This is a genomic window from Ruegeria profundi, from assembly GCF_001507545.1.
GTDB lineage: Bacteria > Pseudomonadota > Alphaproteobacteria > Rhodobacterales > Rhodobacteraceae > Ruegeria > Ruegeria profundi.
The window spans coordinates 26,361-45,178 of the sequence record NZ_LQBP01000014.1 but is presented as its reverse complement, the minus strand read 5'-3'; the positions used below and the strand labels follow the sequence as shown (position 1 = coordinate 45,178).

The 18,818-nt window shown below is 57.6% G+C and carries 21 protein-coding genes; all 21 read left to right on the top strand.

Features of this window, described 5'->3' with window-relative positions; genetic code table 11:
• Positions 1-2: 2 nt before the first annotated feature.
• A complete protein-coding gene (gene rpsE / locus AVO44_RS19275; protein WP_068340735.1) occupies positions 3-581 on the top strand; it encodes a 30S ribosomal protein S5 in 579 nt (192 codons plus the stop codon).
• A 12-nt stretch (positions 582-593) separates the two neighbouring features.
• On the top strand, positions 594-782 hold the full coding sequence (gene rpmD / locus AVO44_RS19270) for a 50S ribosomal protein L30 (protein ID WP_008757946.1): 189 nt from the start codon (positions 594-596) through the stop codon (positions 780-782).
• A 300-nt stretch (positions 783-1,082) separates the two neighbouring features.
• Positions 1,083-1,298 (top strand): DUF1127 domain-containing protein, encoded by a 216-nt coding sequence (locus AVO44_RS19265; protein WP_068340734.1) that lies wholly within the window; start codon positions 1,083-1,085, stop codon positions 1,296-1,298.
• A gap of 171 nt (positions 1,299-1,469) precedes the next feature.
• Positions 1,470-2,330: a hypothetical protein gene (locus AVO44_RS19260; RefSeq protein ID WP_068340731.1), complete on the top strand. Its 861-nt coding sequence runs from the start codon at positions 1,470-1,472 to the stop codon at positions 2,328-2,330.
• A gap of 144 nt (positions 2,331-2,474) precedes the next feature.
• On the top strand, positions 2,475-2,948 hold the full coding sequence (rplO, locus tag AVO44_RS19255; RefSeq protein ID WP_068340729.1) for a 50S ribosomal protein L15: 474 nt from the start codon (positions 2,475-2,477) through the stop codon (positions 2,946-2,948).
• A gap of 109 nt (positions 2,949-3,057) precedes the next feature.
• Entirely contained in the window at positions 3,058-4,422 is a 1,365-nt protein-coding gene (gene secY, locus AVO44_RS19250) for a preprotein translocase subunit SecY (protein WP_068340727.1), read from the top strand.
• Entirely contained in the window at positions 4,419-5,063 is a 645-nt protein-coding gene (locus AVO44_RS19245; protein WP_068340725.1) for an adenylate kinase, read from the top strand. The genes secY and AVO44_RS19245 overlap by 4 nt, the downstream gene beginning before the upstream one ends.
• A gap of 201 nt (positions 5,064-5,264) precedes the next feature.
• Entirely contained in the window at positions 5,265-5,633 is a 369-nt protein-coding gene (gene rpsM / locus AVO44_RS19240; RefSeq protein ID WP_068340723.1) for a 30S ribosomal protein S13, read from the top strand.
• A 15-nt stretch (positions 5,634-5,648) separates the two neighbouring features.
• Positions 5,649-6,038, top strand: coding sequence for a 30S ribosomal protein S11 (gene rpsK, locus AVO44_RS19235; RefSeq protein ID WP_068340720.1), 390 nt, complete (start codon positions 5,649-5,651; stop codon positions 6,036-6,038).
• Between the two features lie 115 nt (positions 6,039-6,153).
• Positions 6,154-7,170, top strand: coding sequence for a DNA-directed RNA polymerase subunit alpha (locus AVO44_RS19230; protein WP_068340717.1), 1,017 nt, complete (start codon positions 6,154-6,156; stop codon positions 7,168-7,170).
• A gap of 118 nt (positions 7,171-7,288) precedes the next feature.
• On the top strand, positions 7,289-7,711 hold the full coding sequence (gene rplQ, locus AVO44_RS19225) for a 50S ribosomal protein L17 (protein WP_039538314.1): 423 nt from the start codon (positions 7,289-7,291) through the stop codon (positions 7,709-7,711).
• A gap of 298 nt (positions 7,712-8,009) precedes the next feature.
• Entirely contained in the window at positions 8,010-9,395 is a 1,386-nt protein-coding gene (locus AVO44_RS19220; protein ID WP_068340716.1) for a trypsin-like peptidase domain-containing protein, read from the top strand.
• A 4-nt stretch (positions 9,396-9,399) separates the two neighbouring features.
• Positions 9,400-10,710, top strand: coding sequence for a replication-associated recombination protein A (locus AVO44_RS19215; protein WP_068340715.1), 1,311 nt, complete (start codon positions 9,400-9,402; stop codon positions 10,708-10,710).
• 75 nt (positions 10,711-10,785) lie between these two features.
• Entirely contained in the window at positions 10,786-11,592 is an 807-nt protein-coding gene (locus AVO44_RS19210; RefSeq protein ID WP_068340714.1) for a crotonase/enoyl-CoA hydratase family protein, read from the top strand.
• Positions 11,593-11,699: 107 nt separating this feature from the next.
• Positions 11,700-12,743 carry an RluA family pseudouridine synthase gene (locus AVO44_RS19205; protein ID WP_068340792.1) on the top strand — a complete coding sequence of 348 codons (1,044 nt, stop codon included), beginning with the start codon at positions 11,700-11,702 and terminating at the stop codon, positions 12,741-12,743.
• Entirely contained in the window at positions 12,740-13,411 is a 672-nt protein-coding gene (locus AVO44_RS19200; RefSeq protein WP_068340712.1) for an HAD-IA family hydrolase, read from the top strand. Before AVO44_RS19205 ends, AVO44_RS19200 begins: the two co-directional genes overlap by 4 nt.
• Positions 13,412-13,415: 4 nt before the next feature.
• Positions 13,416-14,123 carry an ATP12 family chaperone protein gene (locus AVO44_RS19195; RefSeq protein ID WP_068340710.1) on the top strand — a complete coding sequence of 236 codons (708 nt, stop codon included), beginning with the start codon at positions 13,416-13,418 and terminating at the stop codon, positions 14,121-14,123.
• A gap of 208 nt (positions 14,124-14,331) precedes the next feature.
• Positions 14,332-15,348 (top strand): amino acid ABC transporter substrate-binding protein, encoded by a 1,017-nt coding sequence (locus tag AVO44_RS19190; protein ID WP_068340708.1) that lies wholly within the window; start codon positions 14,332-14,334, stop codon positions 15,346-15,348.
• Between the two features lie 124 nt (positions 15,349-15,472).
• On the top strand, positions 15,473-16,705 hold the full coding sequence (locus AVO44_RS19185; protein ID WP_068340706.1) for an amino acid ABC transporter permease: 1,233 nt from the start codon (positions 15,473-15,475) through the stop codon (positions 16,703-16,705).
• 3 nt (positions 16,706-16,708) lie between these two features.
• Positions 16,709-18,007 carry an amino acid ABC transporter permease gene (locus tag AVO44_RS19180; RefSeq protein WP_068340705.1) on the top strand — a complete coding sequence of 433 codons (1,299 nt, stop codon included), beginning with the start codon at positions 16,709-16,711 and terminating at the stop codon, positions 18,005-18,007.
• Positions 18,008-18,019: 12 nt separating this feature from the next.
• Positions 18,020-18,811, top strand: a complete 792-nt coding sequence (locus AVO44_RS19175; protein WP_068340703.1) for an amino acid ABC transporter ATP-binding protein — start codon at positions 18,020-18,022, stop codon at positions 18,809-18,811.
• Positions 18,812-18,818: the final 7 nt, after the last annotated feature.

The following is an 18,818-nucleotide window of genomic DNA, read 5'->3' as shown; positions in this document are numbered from 1 at the left end:
AAATGGCAGAACGTGAAAACCGTCGGGGCCGTGGCCGCGACCGTGAAGAAACACCGGAATTTGCAGATCGTCTGGTCGCAATCAACCGCGTGTCGAAAACCGTAAAAGGTGGTAAGCGCTTTGGCTTCGCCGCTCTGGTGGTTGTCGGCGATCAGAAGGGCCGCGTCGGCTTTGGCAAAGGTAAAGCGAAAGAAGTACCTGAGGCCATCCGTAAAGCAACTGAACAAGCCAAGCGTCAGATGATTCGCGTGCAACTGCGCGAAGGTCGTACCCTGCACCACGACATGACAGGCCGTCACGGTGCCGGTAAAGTGGTTATGCGCACCGCGCCTGAAGGTACCGGTATCATCGCCGGTGGTCCGATGCGTGCTGTGTTCGAAATGCTGGGCGTCAAGGACGTTGTGTCCAAGTCGCTGGGCTCGCAGAACCCGTACAACATGATCCGCGCCACCATCAACGGCCTGCAGAAAGAGCAGAGCCCGCGTTCGGTTGCGGCACGTCGTGGTAAAAAGGTTGCAGACATCCTGCCCAAGCGGGACGAAGCGCCTGCCGCCGACGCGCCTGCTGAAGCTGAAGCGTAAGGAGAGCACGTCATGGCAAAAACAATCGTCGTCAAGCAGATCGGTTCTCCGATTCGCCGCCCCGCTGAACAGCGCGCGACCCTGATCGGTCTGGGTTTGAACAAGATGCACAAGACCCGTGAGCTGGAAGACACTCCTTCGGTTCGCGGCATGGTCAACAAGATCCCGCATCTGGTTGAGATCATCGAAGAGCGCGGCTAAGCGCCAACCTTTCGAAGCAAAAGAGACGCCTCCGATCCGTTCGGGGGCGTTTTTGTTTGCAGCACGTCAGCCACCGAGTTGAACAGGACCCGAGGACGCCACTTTTCAACCGGGTGCCCAGGATCAATTGAGGTGCATATCGTCGGATGGAAAATATCACGCTGGCCATTCCCTTAGCGCATAGCGGCTAGACCGAAACTTAGGTTGTTGGCGGTATCCGGCACGCTTATCTGACCGCTGTCCCCATAAAGGAACAGAAATAACCCGGAGAATACGCTCCGGTCAGGAAAGGACTCTCTAATGGCATATACAGCAACATCCTCTGGTCGCGGTTTCAGCGTGGCTGCCAGCCTCAGCAAATTCGTTGCGCAGGTGAGGAAATCGTTTGCGCTGCGTGCGGAGTACAGCCGCACATACTCTGAGCTGCAGGGTCTGACAGATCGCGAGTTGAACGATATCGGTGTACGTCGCTGCGACATAAAGGACATCGCGCGCGATCACACGTTCTGCTCGTAAATTGCGAACTCGGCCGTTTATCCAGAGGCGCCATTTGGCGTCTCTTTTGGATTCAGCGCCCCTCGTGTCACGGAGACGGATTTTTTCGCCAGCGGGATTGTGACGCCGTGCCGTATCAGGCAAATGCTATTGAAACGGCTTAGGTGCATCAATCCAACGGAATAAACTCTTATGGCGCGAGAATATCAGATAGGGATGCTGTGGGTCGACGGACCGCTGAGCTTTCTCGAACAGGTCTGCATCAAGTCTTATCTGGATGTCGGCCAAAGCGTACGCCTGTACACCTACGGCAACGTAACGAACATTCCAGACGGTGTAGAGCAGAGGGACGCGCGGGAAATTCTGCCCGTTTCCGAATTCATCACCCATAGCAGAACCGGCAGCCCCGCGCCGCATTCGGATAAATTTCGATACCGGATGTTGGCGCAGGAGCCAGATTTGATCTGGGCGGATACGGATGCCTATTGTCTGAAACCTTTCACAACGCCGAACGGCCACTACTACGGTTATCTCGAAGGAGAGGTGGCAATTGGTGTGCTTGCTTTGCCGCAGGATAGCGAGACTCTGGGTAAGCTGATTGAATTTACCCGCGACCCATATCGTATTCTTCCCTGGATGCCCCCACGCCACCGCAAACCGCTGGAAGAAGCGCTGCTAAACGGGACCCCAGTGAACGTTCCCGAGGTGTATTGGGGCGCTTGGGGGCCAAAGGCGTTCACATGGGCGCTAAAGCAGACAGGTGAGATCAAGTATGCGCTGCCTGAGCACGTTTTTTACCCTTTGAACTACACGCGCCGGCGTGCCCTGGCCCGACCGGGCGCAAGAGTCGACCAATTCATGCACGAAGACACAGTTTCGATCCATCTGTACGGCCGACGTATGCGGGCTATCATGCGAACCAAGTACGGTGGAAAGCCAGATCCCGAGAGCTTGATCGGCAAGTTGGTCGAAAAACATGGAATCGATCCGCTCGCAGCACCGATACAGCCGCATGGTGGGGATGAGGGAAGCGCGGCAGGCATCCAAGAATAGCGCGGTAAGTGCCTGCGGGCTTGCCAACCGGGATAAGCGGGCTTATACGCCTCCGGTGGACTTTGGTCCCAAAGAATCGAAATCAAGAAACGCCGTGGTTGACCCATTACGCTTCGGGGTCATATCCGGCTTAGGAGAAGCGATATGAAACTGCATGAATTGCGCGACAATCCCGGCGCCGCACCGAAACGGACACGCGTCGGCCGTGGTCCCGGCTCGGGCAAGGGTAAAATGGGTGGCCGTGGTATAAAAGGCCAGAAATCCCGTTCGGGTGTGGCTATCAACGGCTATGAAGGCGGCCAGATGCCGCTGTATCAGCGTCTGCCCAAGCGTGGCTTCAACAAGCCCAACCGCAAGGCATTCGCCGTTATCAACCTTGGCCTGATCCAGAAATTCGTCGACGCCGGTAAGCTGGATGCGTCAGCTGCGATCACTGAAGACGCGTTGGTTGCGTCTGGTCTGGTCCGCCGCAAACTGGATGGTGTCCGCGTTCTGGCCAAGGGTGAAATCAGTGCAAAACTGAACCTGGAAGTGACAGGTGCTTCGAAAGCTGCTGTTGAGGCGGTTGAGAAAGCGGGCGGTTCACTGACGGTCACAAAAGCCGCTGCGGCAGAGTAAGCGCTTGTGAGCGGGGCAAGACCCGCTTACATAGACGTCAGAGTTTTCCCAAACGCCGCCCGAGCCGGAAAACGGTTTCGGGCGGCGTTTCCATAAGAGAGACCGATTCATGGTATCAGCAGCAGAACAAATGGCAGCCAATACAAGCTGGTCTGCCCTGGGAAAAGCCACCGATCTGCGCAACCGCATCCTGTTCACGCTGGGTTTGTTGATCGTCTATCGTCTAGGCACCTTTATTCCGGTGCCTGGGATTGACGGTCAGGCCCTGCGTGAGTTTATGGAGCAGGCGGGGCAGGGCATCGGCGGCATGGTTTCGATGTTCACCGGCGGGGCGCTGGGGCGGATGGGTATTTTTGCTCTCGGCATCATGCCCTACATTTCTGCCTCGATCATCGTGCAACTGCTGACCTCGATGGTTCCCGCGCTCGAACAACTCAAGAAAGAGGGCGAGCAGGGCCGCAAGAAAATCAACCAATATACCCGTTTCGGCACCGTGGCGTTGGCGACCGTGCAGTCTTATGGTCTGGCCGTTTCGTTGGAATCGGGTGATCTTGCGACGGATCCGGGCCTGTTTTTCCGGATGTCGACCATGATCACTCTGGTCGGTGGTACGATGTTCCTGATGTGGCTGGGCGAACAGATCACCGCGCGCGGCATCGGCAACGGCATTTCCTTGATTATTTTTGTGGGCATCATCGCCGAAGTTCCGGCTGCATTGGCGCAGTTCTTTGCCTCGGGTCGGTCCGGTGCAATCAGCCCCGCCGTGATCGTTGGCGTGATCGTGATGGTCATTGCCGTGATCACTTTTGTCGTGTTCATGGAACGGGCATTGCGAAAGATTCACATTCAGTATCCGCGCCGACAAGCCGGTATGAAGGTGTATGAGGGTGGTTCAAGCCATCTGCCGGTCAAAGTGAACCCGGCAGGCGTGATCCCAGCGATCTTTGCAAGTTCGCTACTGCTGTTGCCAGTTACGATCTCAACCTTCTCATCCGGAGCAACCAGCGGGCCGGTGATGTCGTGGCTGTTGGCGAACTTTGGCCCCGGACAGCCGCTGTATTTGTTGTTCTTTGCCACAATGATCGTTTTCTTCGCCTACTTCTACACGTTCAACGTGTCATTCAAGCCCGACGATGTGGCGGATAACCTGAAAAAACAGAACGGCTTTGTACCGGGTATTCGTCCGGGCAAGAAGACCGCCGAGTATCTGGAATACGTCGTGAACCGCGTGCTGGTTTTGGGCTCGGCCTATCTGGCAGCTGTTTGTCTGTTGCCTGAAATCCTTCGGAACCAGTTTGCCATCCCGTTCTATTTCGGCGGTACCTCTGTTCTGATTATCGTCTCTGTGACCATGGATACGATCCAACAGGTTCAGAGCCACCTGCTGGCGCATCAATACGAAGGGCTGATTGAAAAGTCTCAACTGCGCGGCAAGGGTAAGAAACGCGGCAGGAAGGGACCCGCTCGTCGATGAATATCATTCTCCTTGGCCCCCCGGGCGCCGGTAAAGGGACGCAAGCGCGCCACCTCGTTGAAACACGCGGCATGGTACAGTTGAGCACCGGCGACATGTTGCGTGAGGCTAAGACCTCGGGCACCGAGATGGGCCAGAAGGTTGCGGCGATCATGGACGCCGGCAAGCTTGTCACCGATGAAATCGTGATCGGCCTGATCGAAGAGAAGCTGACCTCGGAAACCGGCGCTGGCTTTATCTTTGATGGCTTCCCGCGCACCTTGGCACAAGCTGACGCGCTGGCGGCGTTGCTCGCGAAAGTGGGTCAGTCGCTGCATACCGTGATCGAGATGCGCGTTGACGACGAGGCGCTGGTTAAGCGTATCACGGCGCGCTCGACATGTGGCGGATGTGGTGAAGTCTACAACGATATCACCAAGCCAATTCCGGCTGATGGTAAATGCATCAATTGCGGTAAGGAAAATGACTTCCGGCGTCGCGCAGACGACAACGAAGACAGCCTGCGCACGCGTTTGATGGAATACTACAAAAAGACCTCGCCGTTGATTGGGTATTACTATGCCAAAGGCGACCTGCGTCCGGTAAATGGACTGGCCGGCATCGAAGAAGTCACCGCCTCAATCGAGGCGATTTTGGGCTGACTGCGTGTTGGGGCTTGACGGCCCCTTCAAAAGTACATATCGACCCACATCCCTATGGGAATCATGTTTGCGTGCGGGATTCGTCCGGCGCGCTTTAACGACCTCGTACAAATGCTGGACCCTCTGGCCTCACTGCCACGGTCAAGTGTTGTGAAAAAAGGTTCTGGAGCTACGGAACCGCAACAAAAAGGAAAGTGACACGTGGCACGTATTGCCGGCGTAAACATCCCGACTGCCAAACGGGTACCAATCGCCCTCACATATATCACCGGTATCGGCAACACCTCGGCCAAAGCGATTTGCGAAGCCGTAGGCATTGAAGCGTCTCGTCGCGTCAATGAACTGTCGGATGCCGAAGTTCTGGCCATCCGCGAACATATCGATGCCAACTACACCGTCGAAGGTGACCTGCGTCGTGAAGTTCAGATGAACGTCAAGCGCCTGATGGACCTGGGCTGCTATCGCGGTCTGCGTCACCGCCGCAACCTGCCGGTTCGCGGTCAGCGTACCCACACCAACGCACGTACCCGCAAAGGCCCTGCAAAGGCCATTGCCGGTAAGAAGAAATAAGGGAGGGTCTGACTGATGGCACGTGACAAGACACGCGTTAAGCGTAAAGAGCGTAAGAACATCGCATCGGGCGTTGCCCATGTGAATTCGACCTTCAACAACACCAAGATCCTGATCTCGGATGTGCAGGGCAACGCCATCTCGTGGTCGTCCGCTGGCACCATGGGTTTCAAGGGATCGCGGAAGTCGACGCCCTACGCTGCTCAGATGGCTGCGGAAGACGCGGGTAAAAAGGCGCAGGAACATGGCGTAAAGACGCTTGAAGTCGAAGTCCAGGGCCCCGGTTCGGGCCGTGAATCTGCTCTGCGTGCACTGGCTGCAGTGGGCTTCAACATCACGTCGATCCGCGACGTGACGCCGATGGCCCACAACGGCTGCCGTCCGCCTAAGCGCCGCCGCGTGTAAGGAATTTTGAATTGAGCTGGGGCTGTGTTTTTTGCACGGCCCCAGCGCGTCATTTTAAACCTCGGGCGTCTGCACCTTGTTGGTCATGGGGCGCGGACAGGAATGGAGGGATTACATGATCCACAAGAATTGGGCAGAATTGATCAAGCCGACCCAGCTGGAAGGCAAGCCAGGCAACGATCCTGCGCGCCAGGCAACCTTGGTTGCCGAACCGCTGGAGCGTGGCTTTGGTCTGACTCTGGGCAACGCGCTGCGCCGCGTTCTGATGAGCTCGCTGCAGGGTGCGGCTATCACCAGCGTCCAGATCGATAACGTATTGCACGAGTTCTCGTCGGTCGCAGGCGTTCGTGAAGACGTCACCGACATCATCCTGAACCTCAAGCAGGTTGCGCTGCGCATGGAAGTCGAAGGCCCCAAGCGCCTGTCGATCAATGCCAAAGGCCCCGCTGTTGTCACCGCTGGCGACATCAGCGAAAGCGCCGGTATCGAGGTTCTGAACCGCGATCACGTCATCTGCCACCTGGACGATGGCGCTGATCTGTTCATGGAGCTGACCGTCAATACTGGCAAGGGTTATGTCTCGGCCGAGAAGAACAAGCCGGAAGACGCGCCCATCGGACTGATCCCGATCGACGCGATCTATTCGCCGGTCAAAAAGGTTGCCTATGACGTTCAGCCAACCCGTGAAGGTCAGGTTCTGGACTATGACAAGCTGACGCTGAAGATTGACACCGATGGGTCGATCACGCCTGAGGACGCGCTGGCGTTTGCCGCTCGTATCCTGCAGGACCAGCTGTCGATCTTCGTCAACTTCGACGAACCGGAATCGGCTGGTCGCCAGGACGAAGACGATGGTCTGGAGTTCAACCCGCTGCTGCTGAAGAAAGTGGACGAGCTGGAACTGTCGGTCCGTTCGGCAAACTGTCTGAAGAACGACAATATCGTCTACATCGGCGATCTGATCCAGAAAACCGAAGCCGAGATGCTGCGCACCCCGAACTTTGGCCGCAAATCGCTGAACGAGATCAAAGAAGTGCTGTCCGGCATGGGTCTGCACCTTGGCATGGATGTCGAGGATTGGCCGCCCGACAACATCGAAGATCTGGCGAAGAAATTCGAAGACGCGTTCTAAGCGCGTCGTCCCCAATGCCCGGGCGTCCGGGGACTGTATGGGCACTTCCGCCCCAAGGAGAGCCGGTGACACGCATCGCCGGCCAGACAAAGCAAAACGCGAAAGAAGGAACTAGAAAATGCGTCACGCACGTGGTTACCGCCGCCTGAACCGTACTCATGAGCATCGCAAGGCTCTGTTTGCGAACATGGCTGGCTCGCTCATCGAGCATGAGCAAATCAAAACAACTCTGCCCAAGGCAAAAGAACTGCGCCCGATCATCGAAAAGCTGGTTACTCTTGGCAAGCGCGGCGACCTGCACGCCCGCCGTCAGGCCGCAGCACAGCTTAAGGAAGACAAAGACGTCGCCAAGCTGTTCGAAGTTCTGGGCCCCCGCTATGCCGAGCGTCAGGGTGGTTACGTCCGAATCCTGAAGGCTGGCTTCCGCTATGGTGACATGGCTCCGATGGCGATCATCGAATTTGTTGATCGTGACGTCGACGCCAAAGGCGCGGCGGACAAAGCCCGCGTTGCCGCCGAAGAGGCCGCAGACGAAGAATAAGAAAGCCCAAGCTTTCCTGATCAGGCCCCGCGTTCCAAACGCGGGGCTTTTTCCTTTCCACGTACAAAAATTTATATTTGATCGCGGCAACCCATCGAAAGCGATTGTGTTGTGGACCAGCGTCTTCTTTCAAATGATATGTCGGCCGGACCCCTGACGTTACCAAACCTGATAGTCTGATGGTGCTACAAAAAAACACACGCGGCCAGCATTGCCGCTGTGTCGAACCCGCTCCCCATGCTTGCATTACCTTTCACGGACGCGCATATCCATCACAACTCTGTAGGTGGAGGTCACTATGTTCCGCGCGACACTTATTGCTTCTTTGTTGGCCTGCGCTTCTATGGCGTCCGCTGACACCCGCGTTCCGCAATCGCAGGCCGAAATCAGCATAGGATTTGCGCCGGTCGTCAAGCAGGCGTCGCCGGCGGTCGTCAACATCTATGCCAAGATTGTCAGGAGGGGCCGGGCGAACCCCTTCTTCTCGGACCCGTTTTTTGAAGATTTCTTTGGCGGGGGGTTTGGCGAGCCGCGCCCGCGGGTTCAAAACTCGCTTGGATCGGGTGTGATCCTGTCCGCCGATGGCTACGTGGTGTCCAATTACCACGTGGTAGGATCAGCCACCGAGATTCGCGTGGTGACGACGGATCGCAGAGAGTATTCGGCGCAAGTGGTGCTGGGAGATAAGGAAAGCGATATCGCCATTCTCAGGTTGGATGGGGCCAAAGACCTGCCATTCCTGCAACTGCGCGACTCGGACCATGTTGAGGTGGGTGAACTGGCGCTGGCCATTGGCAACCCGTTTGGGGTTGGGCAGACTGTATCGTCCGGTATAATTTCAGGACTTGCCCGAACAGGCGCGGCCACAGGGAATGCGCGCGGCTACTTTATTCAGACTGATGCGGCCATCAATCCGGGAAACTCCGGAGGGGCCTTGATCGACGTGAACGGCGACCTGATTGGAATCAATACCGCTATCCTGACACGTTCTGGTGGCTCTAACGGGATCGGTTTTGCCATTCCGGCGAACCTGGTGGCAGAGTTCCTACGACAAGCGCAGCAGGGCAATGACAGTTTCGTCAGCCCATGGGCTGGGATGGCCGGCCAGCACATGAGCGCCGATATTGCGGAATCACTAGGTCTGGTTATGCCGCAGGGCGTGGTAATTTCCGACCTTCATCCGCTTAGCCCTTTGGCTGATGCGGGTTTGCAGGTGGGTGACGTAGTTACCCATGTAGACGGGGATGAGGTGAACTCGCCCGCCGAGATGAAGTTTCGAATGTCCGTGGCAGGGGTTGGTGGCACCTCGGTCGTGACCCGTTTACGCGGTGATGAACAGGCCGATGTTGAAGTTGCCTTGATCAAAGCGCCTGAGACCCCACCAGCTGAGGAAACCGCGCTGGATGATCGGACAGTGATGCCGGGCCTGACGGTCGCGCGCATCAATCCGGCGGTGATTGCCCAGATGGGTCTGCTTTTGTCGCAGACCGGCGTTGTTGTGGTGGATGCTGGCCGCTATGGCGGCCGGTCGGGCCTGCGTGTGGGTGATGTGATCAGCAGTATCAACGGTGTACAAATCGAAAATCCCCGCGATGTGGTGGATGCGCTGACCAACCCCGGTCGTCGGTTTGTCTTTGATCTTCTGCGCGGGGGCCGTTCCGTTTCCCTGCGGTTCCGGCTGTAGAACCTTGGGTGATCTGTTCGATACCGGGGCGACCGAGCCTGCATCTTCCGCCCATCGCCCGCTGGCGGATCGGTTGCGACCCAAGTCGCTTTCCGAGGTAATCGGGCAAGAGCAGGTATTGGGTCCGGATGCTCCGCTGGGGGTGATGCTGGCTTCGGGCAGTTTGTCTAGCTTGGTGTTCTGGGGGCCGCCAGGCGTGGGTAAAACCACTATCGCGCGGCTGCTGGCGCAGGAAACCGATCTGCATTTCGTCCAGATCAGCGCCATTTTCACTGGTGTACCCGACCTGAAGAAAGTGTTCGAGGCGGCCAAGATCCGGCGGCAGAACGGGCAGGGAACGCTGTTGTTCGTGGATGAAATCCACCGCTTTAACAAGGCTCAGCAGGATGGGTTCTTGCCGCATATGGAGGATGGGACGATCCTGCTGGTTGGGGCAACGACGGAAAACCCGTCTTTTGAGCTAAACGCGGCGCTGCTCAGCCGGGCGCAGGTTCTGGTGCTGGAACGTCTAAGCCTTGCTGATCTGGAACGCCTGACGCAGCGGGCAGAGAAAGAGCTCGATCGCGCATTGCCATTGACTGGCCCCGCGCGCGAGGCACTGCAGGAAATGGCGGATGGCGACGGGCGGGCGCTTTTGAACCTGATTGAACAGATCGCGGCCTGGAAGGTCGATGCGGCCCTCGACCCGGACGCGCTGTCGACACGACTGATGCGCAGGGCGGCGAAATACGACAAATCCGGCGATGAGCATTACAACCTTATCTCAGCCCTTCACAAATCAGTACGGGGGTCTGATCCGGATGCCGCCCTGTACTGGTTTGCAAGAATGCTGACGGGGGGCGAGGACCCAAGGTATCTGGCGCGCCGTATCACCCGGATGGCGGTTGAGGATATAGGTCTGGCCGATCCGCAAGCACAGGCGATCTGCCTGCAGTCATGGCAAACCTATGAGCGGCTTGGCAGCCCCGAGGGTGAGCTCGCTCTGGCGCAGGCGCTTGTTTATCTGGCGTTGGCACCAAAATCGAACGGTGGGTACGTGGGGTATAAAGCAGCGATGCGGTTGGCCAAACAGTCGGGCAGCGAGCCGCCGCCAAAGCATATCCTGAATGCTCCGACCTCGTTGATGAAGGATCAGGGATATGGCGCGGGCTATGCGTATGATCATGATGCCGAAGATGGGTTTTCGGGTCAGAACTATTTCCCGGACGGGATGGAGCGGCCCGAGCTCTACCAACCGGTCGAACGCGGATTTGAGCGTGAGTTGAAAAAACGACTGGACTACTTTGCCAAGCTGCGCGCGCAGCGTAACAACTAAGTTCCGCCGCGTAAGGGGCGACAGGTGAGGCAAAACGCGTTTCCTTTGGGGCCTGAGACCCGAGGGAGGAACCGCATGACTGTCTCAATCGAAAAAACCGAAGATGTCTGGACCATCATCCATGACCGTCCGCAAGCCCGCAACGCTGTAGACACAGAACACGCCAAAGCACTGGTCGCCGCATTTCTGGAGTTTGAACATAGCCCGGCCAAGGTTGCCGTATTCTGGGGCAAGGGTGGTAATTTTTGTGCCGGTTGGGATTTGAAACTGGCGGCCACTCTTGCAGACAGAGAGCTGGGCGAGGCCTATTTTGAAAAACATGCTTTCCCGATCGGGTCTGCGCCCTCGACGCTTGGTCCGATGGGACCGTCTCGTTTGGAGTTGTCCAAACCGGTGATCGGGGCAATTGAAGGTGCCGCTGTGGCGGGCGGTATGGAGCTTGCCCTGTGGTGCGATATTCGTGTGATGGCGGAAACGGCGTATCTGGGCGTTTATTGCCGCCGCTGGGGGATTACACTGATGGATGGCGGCACGATTCGCTTGCCGCGGCTTGTCGGACAGGGCAAGGCGCTTGAGATCGCCCTGACCGGGCGCAAGGTTGAAGCAGATGAATGCTATCGCATCGGTCTTGCCGAAAGGGTTGTACCGCATGGAGAGGCTCGGGCGGTTGCCGAGACTATGGCCCGTGAAATTGCCCGTTTCCCGCAAGCGGCTGTACGGGCCGATCGCCGGTCGATCATCGAGACACGCGGTATGCCGGTGCGGGATGCGCTCAAAGTTGAATGGGCCAATGGTCTTGAGGCGATCCGTCGCGAAGGCACGGCCGGGGCGGGTCGTTTCCGCGATGGGGCCGGTCGGCACGGGGATTTCAAGAACATCTGACCGCCTTGACTCTTGGCCCTTTGCGCGCCACAGACGCGCATGTTTTCTTGGGCACTTACAGACTGGTTGGTCGCGCGGATGATCCGTGCGGCGCAGGAGATATCGGCATGAGCGGCGTACAGATGATCACCGTGGAAAAAGGTGATGGCGACCAGCGGGTTGACCGCTGGCTGCGCCGTCTGTTTCCCCATGTCAGTCAGGGTCGCATCGAAAAGATGTGCCGCAAGGGCGAGTTGCGGGTTGAAGGCAGTCGCGTCAAGGCCTCGACCCGGCTTGAGGCTGGTCAGGTCGTACGCGTACCGCCATTGCCTGACGCCGATCACAAGCCCGCCGAGGTCAAAAAGGCTGTGTCAGAGGCTGATGCCAAAATGATCCAGTCCTGCGTGATCTACCGCGATGATCATGTGTTGGCGCTGAATAAACCGCATGGTCTGCCGGTGCAGGGCGGCAGCGGCCAGACGCGCCATGTGGACAGCCTGTCCGAGGCTCTGCGCTTTGGATATGATGAGAACCCCCGCCTCGTGCATCGATTGGACAAGGACACCTCGGGCGTTCTGCTGATGGCGCGTACGCGCGATGCCGCCAAGGGGTTGACCGCAGCTTTCCGTCACCGCGACACGCGCAAAATCTACTGGGCGCTGGTGGCCGGGGTGCCGACCCCATACCTAGGTGAGATCATGACCGGGTTGGTCAAGGCCTCGGGTCACGGCAAGCAGGGTGAGGGCGAAAAGATGATCGCCGTGCATCTGAACGAAATCAACGACACGCCGGGCGCGAAACGGGCGCACACACTCTATGCAACATTGTACCGGGTGGCAGGGCGCGCCTCATGGGTGGCGATGGAGCCGATCACGGGCCGCACACATCAGTTGCGGGCGCATATGGCAGCGATCGGACATCCGATCATCGGTGACGGGAAATACGGTGGATCGGGGCAAGAGAACCTTGGCGATGGCTGGGGCGCGCAACTTGGCGGGATCATCAGCAAGAAGCTGCACCTGCACGCCCGGCAAGCGTCGTTCCAGCATCCGGTAACCCGCAAGACCATCACCGTCACGGCACCGCTGCCAGACCATATGAAACAAAGCTGGGACACTTTCGGATGGACTGAGGATCTGGCGGCCGACGATCCGTTTGAGGACCTACAATGAGCGCACCTTTGCGTTTGGTGCTGTTCGATGTCGATGGCACGCTGGTCGACAGTCAGGGCAGTATCGTGGCGGCGATGACCGCCAGTTTCGATGCGTTGTCGCTGCCGGTCCCTGAACGAGAGGCGATTTTGTCCATCGTGGGGCTGTCCTTGCCCAATGCCATGGCGCGCCTGGTGCCCGAGTGTACGGGTGCCGATCAGCGGCGGCTTGTAGAGGGCTATAAACAGGCCTATCACGCGCAGCGGCTTGAACAGGGCGCCGCCAGTTCACCGCTCTACCCCGGTGCGCGCGATACCATTGAGGCATTGCATGCCGTCCCCGAAATTCTGTTGGGCGTGGCGACTGGAAAATCGCAGCGCGGGCTGGATGCTTTGGTTGAGGCACATGGGTTAGAGCGCTATTTTGTGACCCGGCAGGTCGCGGACCACCATCCGTCCAAGCCGCATCCTTCGATGATCGAGACGGCGCGCGGCGAAACCGGGGTGAGCGCGTCCAATACTGTGATGGTCGGCGACACCCGGTTCGACATGGACATGGCGCGCGCCGCGGGTGTCCCGAGCGTCGGCGTGACATGGGGCTACCACGACAGGTCGGCGCTGGACGGGGCAACCTGCTTAATTGAAACTTTTGACCAGCTGCAAGGGACGCTGGACACAATTTGGACCTGAAGGCATGAGCGACTGGAAGCCGAAACGATTTTGGACCGAGAGTGCGGTGGTCGACGCCGAAGGAGGCTACACCGTCGAGCTGGACGGTCGCCGAGTCAAAACCCCGGCCAAGGCTGCCTTGATCCTACCGACGCGTTCCATGGCGGAAGAGGTCGCTGCGGAATGGGACGCTCAGCAAGATGTGATTGACCCGACAGCGATGCCGTTCACACGGTCGGCAAATGCCGCGATCGACAAGGTGCGCCACCAACACGCCGAAGTTGCGGATATGCTTGCCGACTATGGCGATTCGGATTTGCTGTGTTACCGCGCAACGCACCCGCAAGAGTTGCAAGAGCGTCAGGCCGAACAGTGGGACCCGGCCCTTGACTGGGCGGCTGACATGCTCTCAGTACGGTTGCGGCCCGTGGTCGGTGTGCTTCATCAGCCGCAATCTGAAATGGCGCTGACCCCGCTAAGGCAGCGAGTTCATGAACTTAACGATTTCCAGCTGGCTGCCTTTCACGATCTTGTCAGCCTGTCTGGGTCGCTGATCCTTGGGTTCGCTGCGGCCCAAAACTGGCGTGCCGCGGAAGAAATCTGGCGAATTTCCCGGCTCGACGAGCTTTGGCAGATTGAACAATGGGGCCATGATGACGAGGCGCACGCTGTTTCAGAAACAAAAAGGACTGCGTTTTTGCACGCCAAAAAGTTCTTTGACATCTCGGTTTGATCCCACAAAGCCCAATTTTCCAACGTCGGGCGAGTCATCTTTGAGATGACTCATCGTTTTCCCTGATCCGGCCCTTGACGTTTGTTTATGATTACGCCCAAACTCATGCCCACTAAAGGGGAGACACCTTTGGGGAAACCTTTCCGGCACCAAAGGTGCTGGACAGAACCGTCCCTGGACCGGGACGGCAAATCAGGAAGAGGTAAAAATGAAAAAATCCGTAATCTTGGGCGTGGCAACGATCGCCGGCTTGGCTGCTGGCGCAGCTGCGGCAGGGACCGCCGACGATGTCAAAGCACGCGGCAAGTTGAACTGCGGCGTTGCAACCGGTGTACCCGGCTTTGCCAGCCCTGATGCCAACGGCGAGTGGCAGGGCTTTGACGTGGCTGTCTGCCGCGCAGTCGCAGCCGCCGTTCTGGACGATCCGATGGCTGTTGAGTTCATTCCTACCACCGGTAAAACACGCTTTACCGCGCTGGCTTCGGGCGAGATTGACATGCTGGCCCGTAACACCACCTGGACTTTCAGCCGTGACGTCGATCTGAAGTTCGAGTTTGTCGGCATCAACTACTACGATGGTCAGGGTTTCATGGTTCCCAAGGCTCTGGGCGTAAGCTCGGCCAAGGAACTGGACGGTGCGACCGTCTGCATCCAGACCGGCACCACGACCGAGCTCAACCTGGCGGATTTCTTCCGCATCAACAACATGAGCTACGAGCCGGTTCCGATCGAAACCAACGCCGAAGCGCAGCAGCAGTATCTGGCTGGTGCCTGTGACGTTTACACGACCGACGCATCCGGCCTTGCGGCCACGCGCGCAACGTTTGAAAACTCGGGCGATCACGTGATTCTGCCTGAAATCATCTCGAAAGAGCCGCTGGGCCCGCTGGTCCGTCACGGCGACAACGAGTGGGGCGACGTGGTTCGCTGGACGTTGAACGCACTGATTGCAGCAGAAGAACTGGGCGTGACCTCGGCGAATATCGACGAGATGGCAGCCGGTACCGACAATCCCGAAGTAAACCGCCTGCTGGGTTCCGAAGGCACCCTGGGTGAGATGCTGGGTCTGGACGCAACGTGGGCGCAGCGCGCGATCAAAGCCGGTGGTAACTACGGCGAAGTGTTTGCCAAGAACATCGGTGAGGAAACGCCGATCGGTCTGGCACGCGGCCTGAACGCACAGTGGACTGACGGCGGCCTGCTGTACTCGCCACCGTTCCGCTAAAATCCACGGAAAAGGGCGCTGGGTAACCTGCGCCCTTTTTCAAATCAGAATGCTACGGGTGTCGCAAGAGCGGGGAAAACCTCGCCGGACATAAAGCACCCGAAATGCACGGGGACTCCACAATATGTCGACCATGACAGATCCGCCGAAAGCCGATTTTCGGTTGTCGATGCTTATAAACGATACCCGCTATCGGTCTCTTACCTTTCAAGTGATCGCGGCAATCGTTATTGCGCTTTCCATCTGGTATCTTGGGAACAACCTGATCCAGAACCTTCGGGCCGCCGGGCTCAACATCTCTTACGAATTTCTTGGCGATCCAGCCGGATACGACATTAACCAGCGTCTGGTTGAATATGACAGCCAGTCCTCGCATGCACGCGCTGCTATCGTTGGTTTGCTGAACACGCTTTTGGTGGCGTTTCTTGCGTGTATCACAGCCACGATTTTTGGCGTTATCGCGGGTGTTCTGCGCCTGTCCAAAAACTGGCTCGTATCCAAATTGATGGCGATCTATGTCGAGATTTTCCGGAACATCCCGGTGTTGATCTGGATCCTCATCATCTTCTTCATCATGACCGCCGTTTTGCCCAGCCCGCGCGCCTTTCGGGGCGAGGATCCGGCGTCCAGCATGGTGCTGGATCTGTTCGCGTTCACCAATCGCGGCGTGTACATTCCGCGTCCGGAGTTTACCAACGGACTGTTCGGCGTAACCTTCCTGAACTGGCTTCTGGTTCTGGTGGTTTTGGTTGGTTCGTGGTTTGCCTCCAGAGAGATCGAGAAACGCGCGACGAAAACACAGGAACTAACAGGTGTACGGCCTAAAACCATGCTTGTGAAACTTGCGGTTTGGCTGGCGCCGTTTGGCATCCTGATGTTTCTGATGGGCCTGACTTGGAATGTCCCTGAACTGAAAGGCTTCAACTTCAGCGGCGGTATCAAGGTCGGTGGTCCGCTGATTGCTCTATGGTTTGCCTTGTCGATCTATACCGGTGCCTTCATCGCCGAAAACGTTCGGGCCGGTATTCAGGCAATCAGCAAGGGACAGACCGAAGCTGCGGCCGCGCTGGGCTTGCGTCAGGGACGCATCATGAACCTTGTGATCCTGCCCCAAGCCTTGCGGGTTATCATCCCACCGCTGATTTCGCAGTACCTGAACATCACCAAGAACTCGTCGCTGGCGATTGCCGTTGGATATGCGGATATCACCGCAACATTGGGCGGTATCACGCTGAACCAGACGGGCCGCGCGATCGAATGCGTTCTGTTGTTGATGTTGTTCTACCTTACGGCGTCGCTGCTGATTTCGATGGGTATGAACATCTACAATGCCTCCGTTAAGTTGAAGGAGCGCTGAGCCATGAGTGACCAAACAACCAACCCAATCGCTTTCGTGGCCGAGGGTACCATCCCACCAGCGCCACCGCCTGCAAATGAAACGGGTATCGTCAAGTGGTTGCGCGAGAATCTGTTCTCGGGCGTTACCAATACTGTTCTGACGGTTTTGTCTCTGCTGCTGATCTATGTGCTCGTAAAGAACACAATGCCATGGATTTTCAACGGTGTGTGGCAAGCAAACTCTCTGTCCGAATGCCGCGAGATTCTCGCCGGTAAGACTGGTGCGTGTTTTGCGGTTCTGACCGAGCGGTGGCCGCAACTGATCTACGGGTTCAAATACCCCGAGGAGGCCTACTGGCGGCCAAATCTGGCTTTTGTGCTGATGTTGGTGGCATTTGCGCCGGTGCTTTTCTTTGATCTGCCGCGTAAGATGCTTCTGTTCACGGCAGTCTATCCCTTCTTGGCTTTCTGGCTGATATGGGGTGGCACCATTCTTGTGCCGCTGGTCGCGCTGATCGGCTGTGTGGGGGCCTCGTTGGTTTTCCGGAAACTGGGCAGCAACAGCTTTGCCGCCGGGTTTTTTGGGGCCATCGCGACTGCGCTGGTCATCTGGAACGTCGGCGGAGCCCTGATACCGGAAGGCGCGTCAGACAACGCCTGGCTCACGGCGGTTCCCAGCCGCGATCTTGGCGGTTTCATGCTGAACATGATGCTTGGTGTGACCTGTGTATCTTTGTCGGTGCCGCTTGGGATCGCCCTTGCTTTGGGTCGCCAATCAAACATGCCGCTGATCAAGTGGGTCTGCGTCATCTTCATCGAGTTCATCCGTGGCGTGCCACTGATCACGCTGCTGTTCGTGGCCTCGGTGATGCTGGCGTATTTCTTCCCGCCTGACAGCACGGTCGACCTGTTCCTGCGGGTTGTGATCATGATCACCATGTTCTCGGCCGCCTATATCGCCGAGGTGATCCGTGGTGGTCTGGCAGCCCTTCCGCGTGGGCAGTACGAGGCAGCAGACAGTCTGGGCCTTGATTACCCGCAGGCGATGCAGTTGATCATTCTGCCGCAGGCGTTGAAGATTTCGATTCCAGGTATCGTGAACGTGGCCGTGGGCCTGTTCAAGGATACCACGCTGGTTTCGGTTATCTCGATGTTTGACCTCGTGGGCATGATCCGCGGGCCGATCCTGGCATCGACCCAATGGAACGGCGTCTATTGGGAGCTTCTGGGCTTTGCCGCGCTTCTGTTCTTCGTCGTCTGTTACGGCATCTCTCAATATTCTCAGTGGCTCGAGCGTCGCCTTGCCACAGATCATCGTTAAGGAGTTCAACACATGTCTGAACTTGCAATTGACCGCGAAATCGACCGCTCCAAAATGCAGGTGAGCGACGAGGTCGCCATCGAAATCAACGGTATGAACAAGTGGTATGGGTCCTTCCACGTTCTGCGTGATATCAATCTGACCGTGAACCAAGGCGAGCGGATTGTTATTGCCGGGCCGTCGGGTTCGGGCAAATCCACCCTGATCCGCTGCTTAAACGCGCTGGAGGAACACCAGCAGGGTAGAATCGTTGTGGATGGGACCGAGTTGTCGAATGACTTGAAAAATATCGACAAGATCCGGTCCGAGGTTGGCATGGTGTTCCAACACTTCAACCTGTTCCCGCATCTGACTATTCTGGAGAACTGCACGCTAGCCCCGATCTGGGTGCGTAAGACGCCCAAGAAAGAGGCCGAAGAGCGCGCGATGCATTTCCTGGAAAAGGTGAAAATCCCCGAACAGGCGGACAAGTATCCCGGCCAGCTTTCGGGCGGTCAGCAGCAGCGTGTGGCGATTGCCCGCTCGCTCTGCATGATGCCGCGGATCATGCTGTTCGATGAACCCACATCAGCGCTTGACCCAGAGATGATCAAAGAGGTGCTCGACACCATGATCGAGCTGGCCGAGGAAGGCATGACAATGCTCTGCGTGACGCATGAGATGGGTTTTGCCCGTCAGGTCGCTAACCGCGTGATCTTCATGGACGCGGGTCAGATCGTGGAGCAGAATGAACCGGAAGAGTTCTTCAACAACCCGCAAAGCGAACGGACCAAGCTGTTCCTGAGCCAGATTCTGGGCCACTAATTCCGAT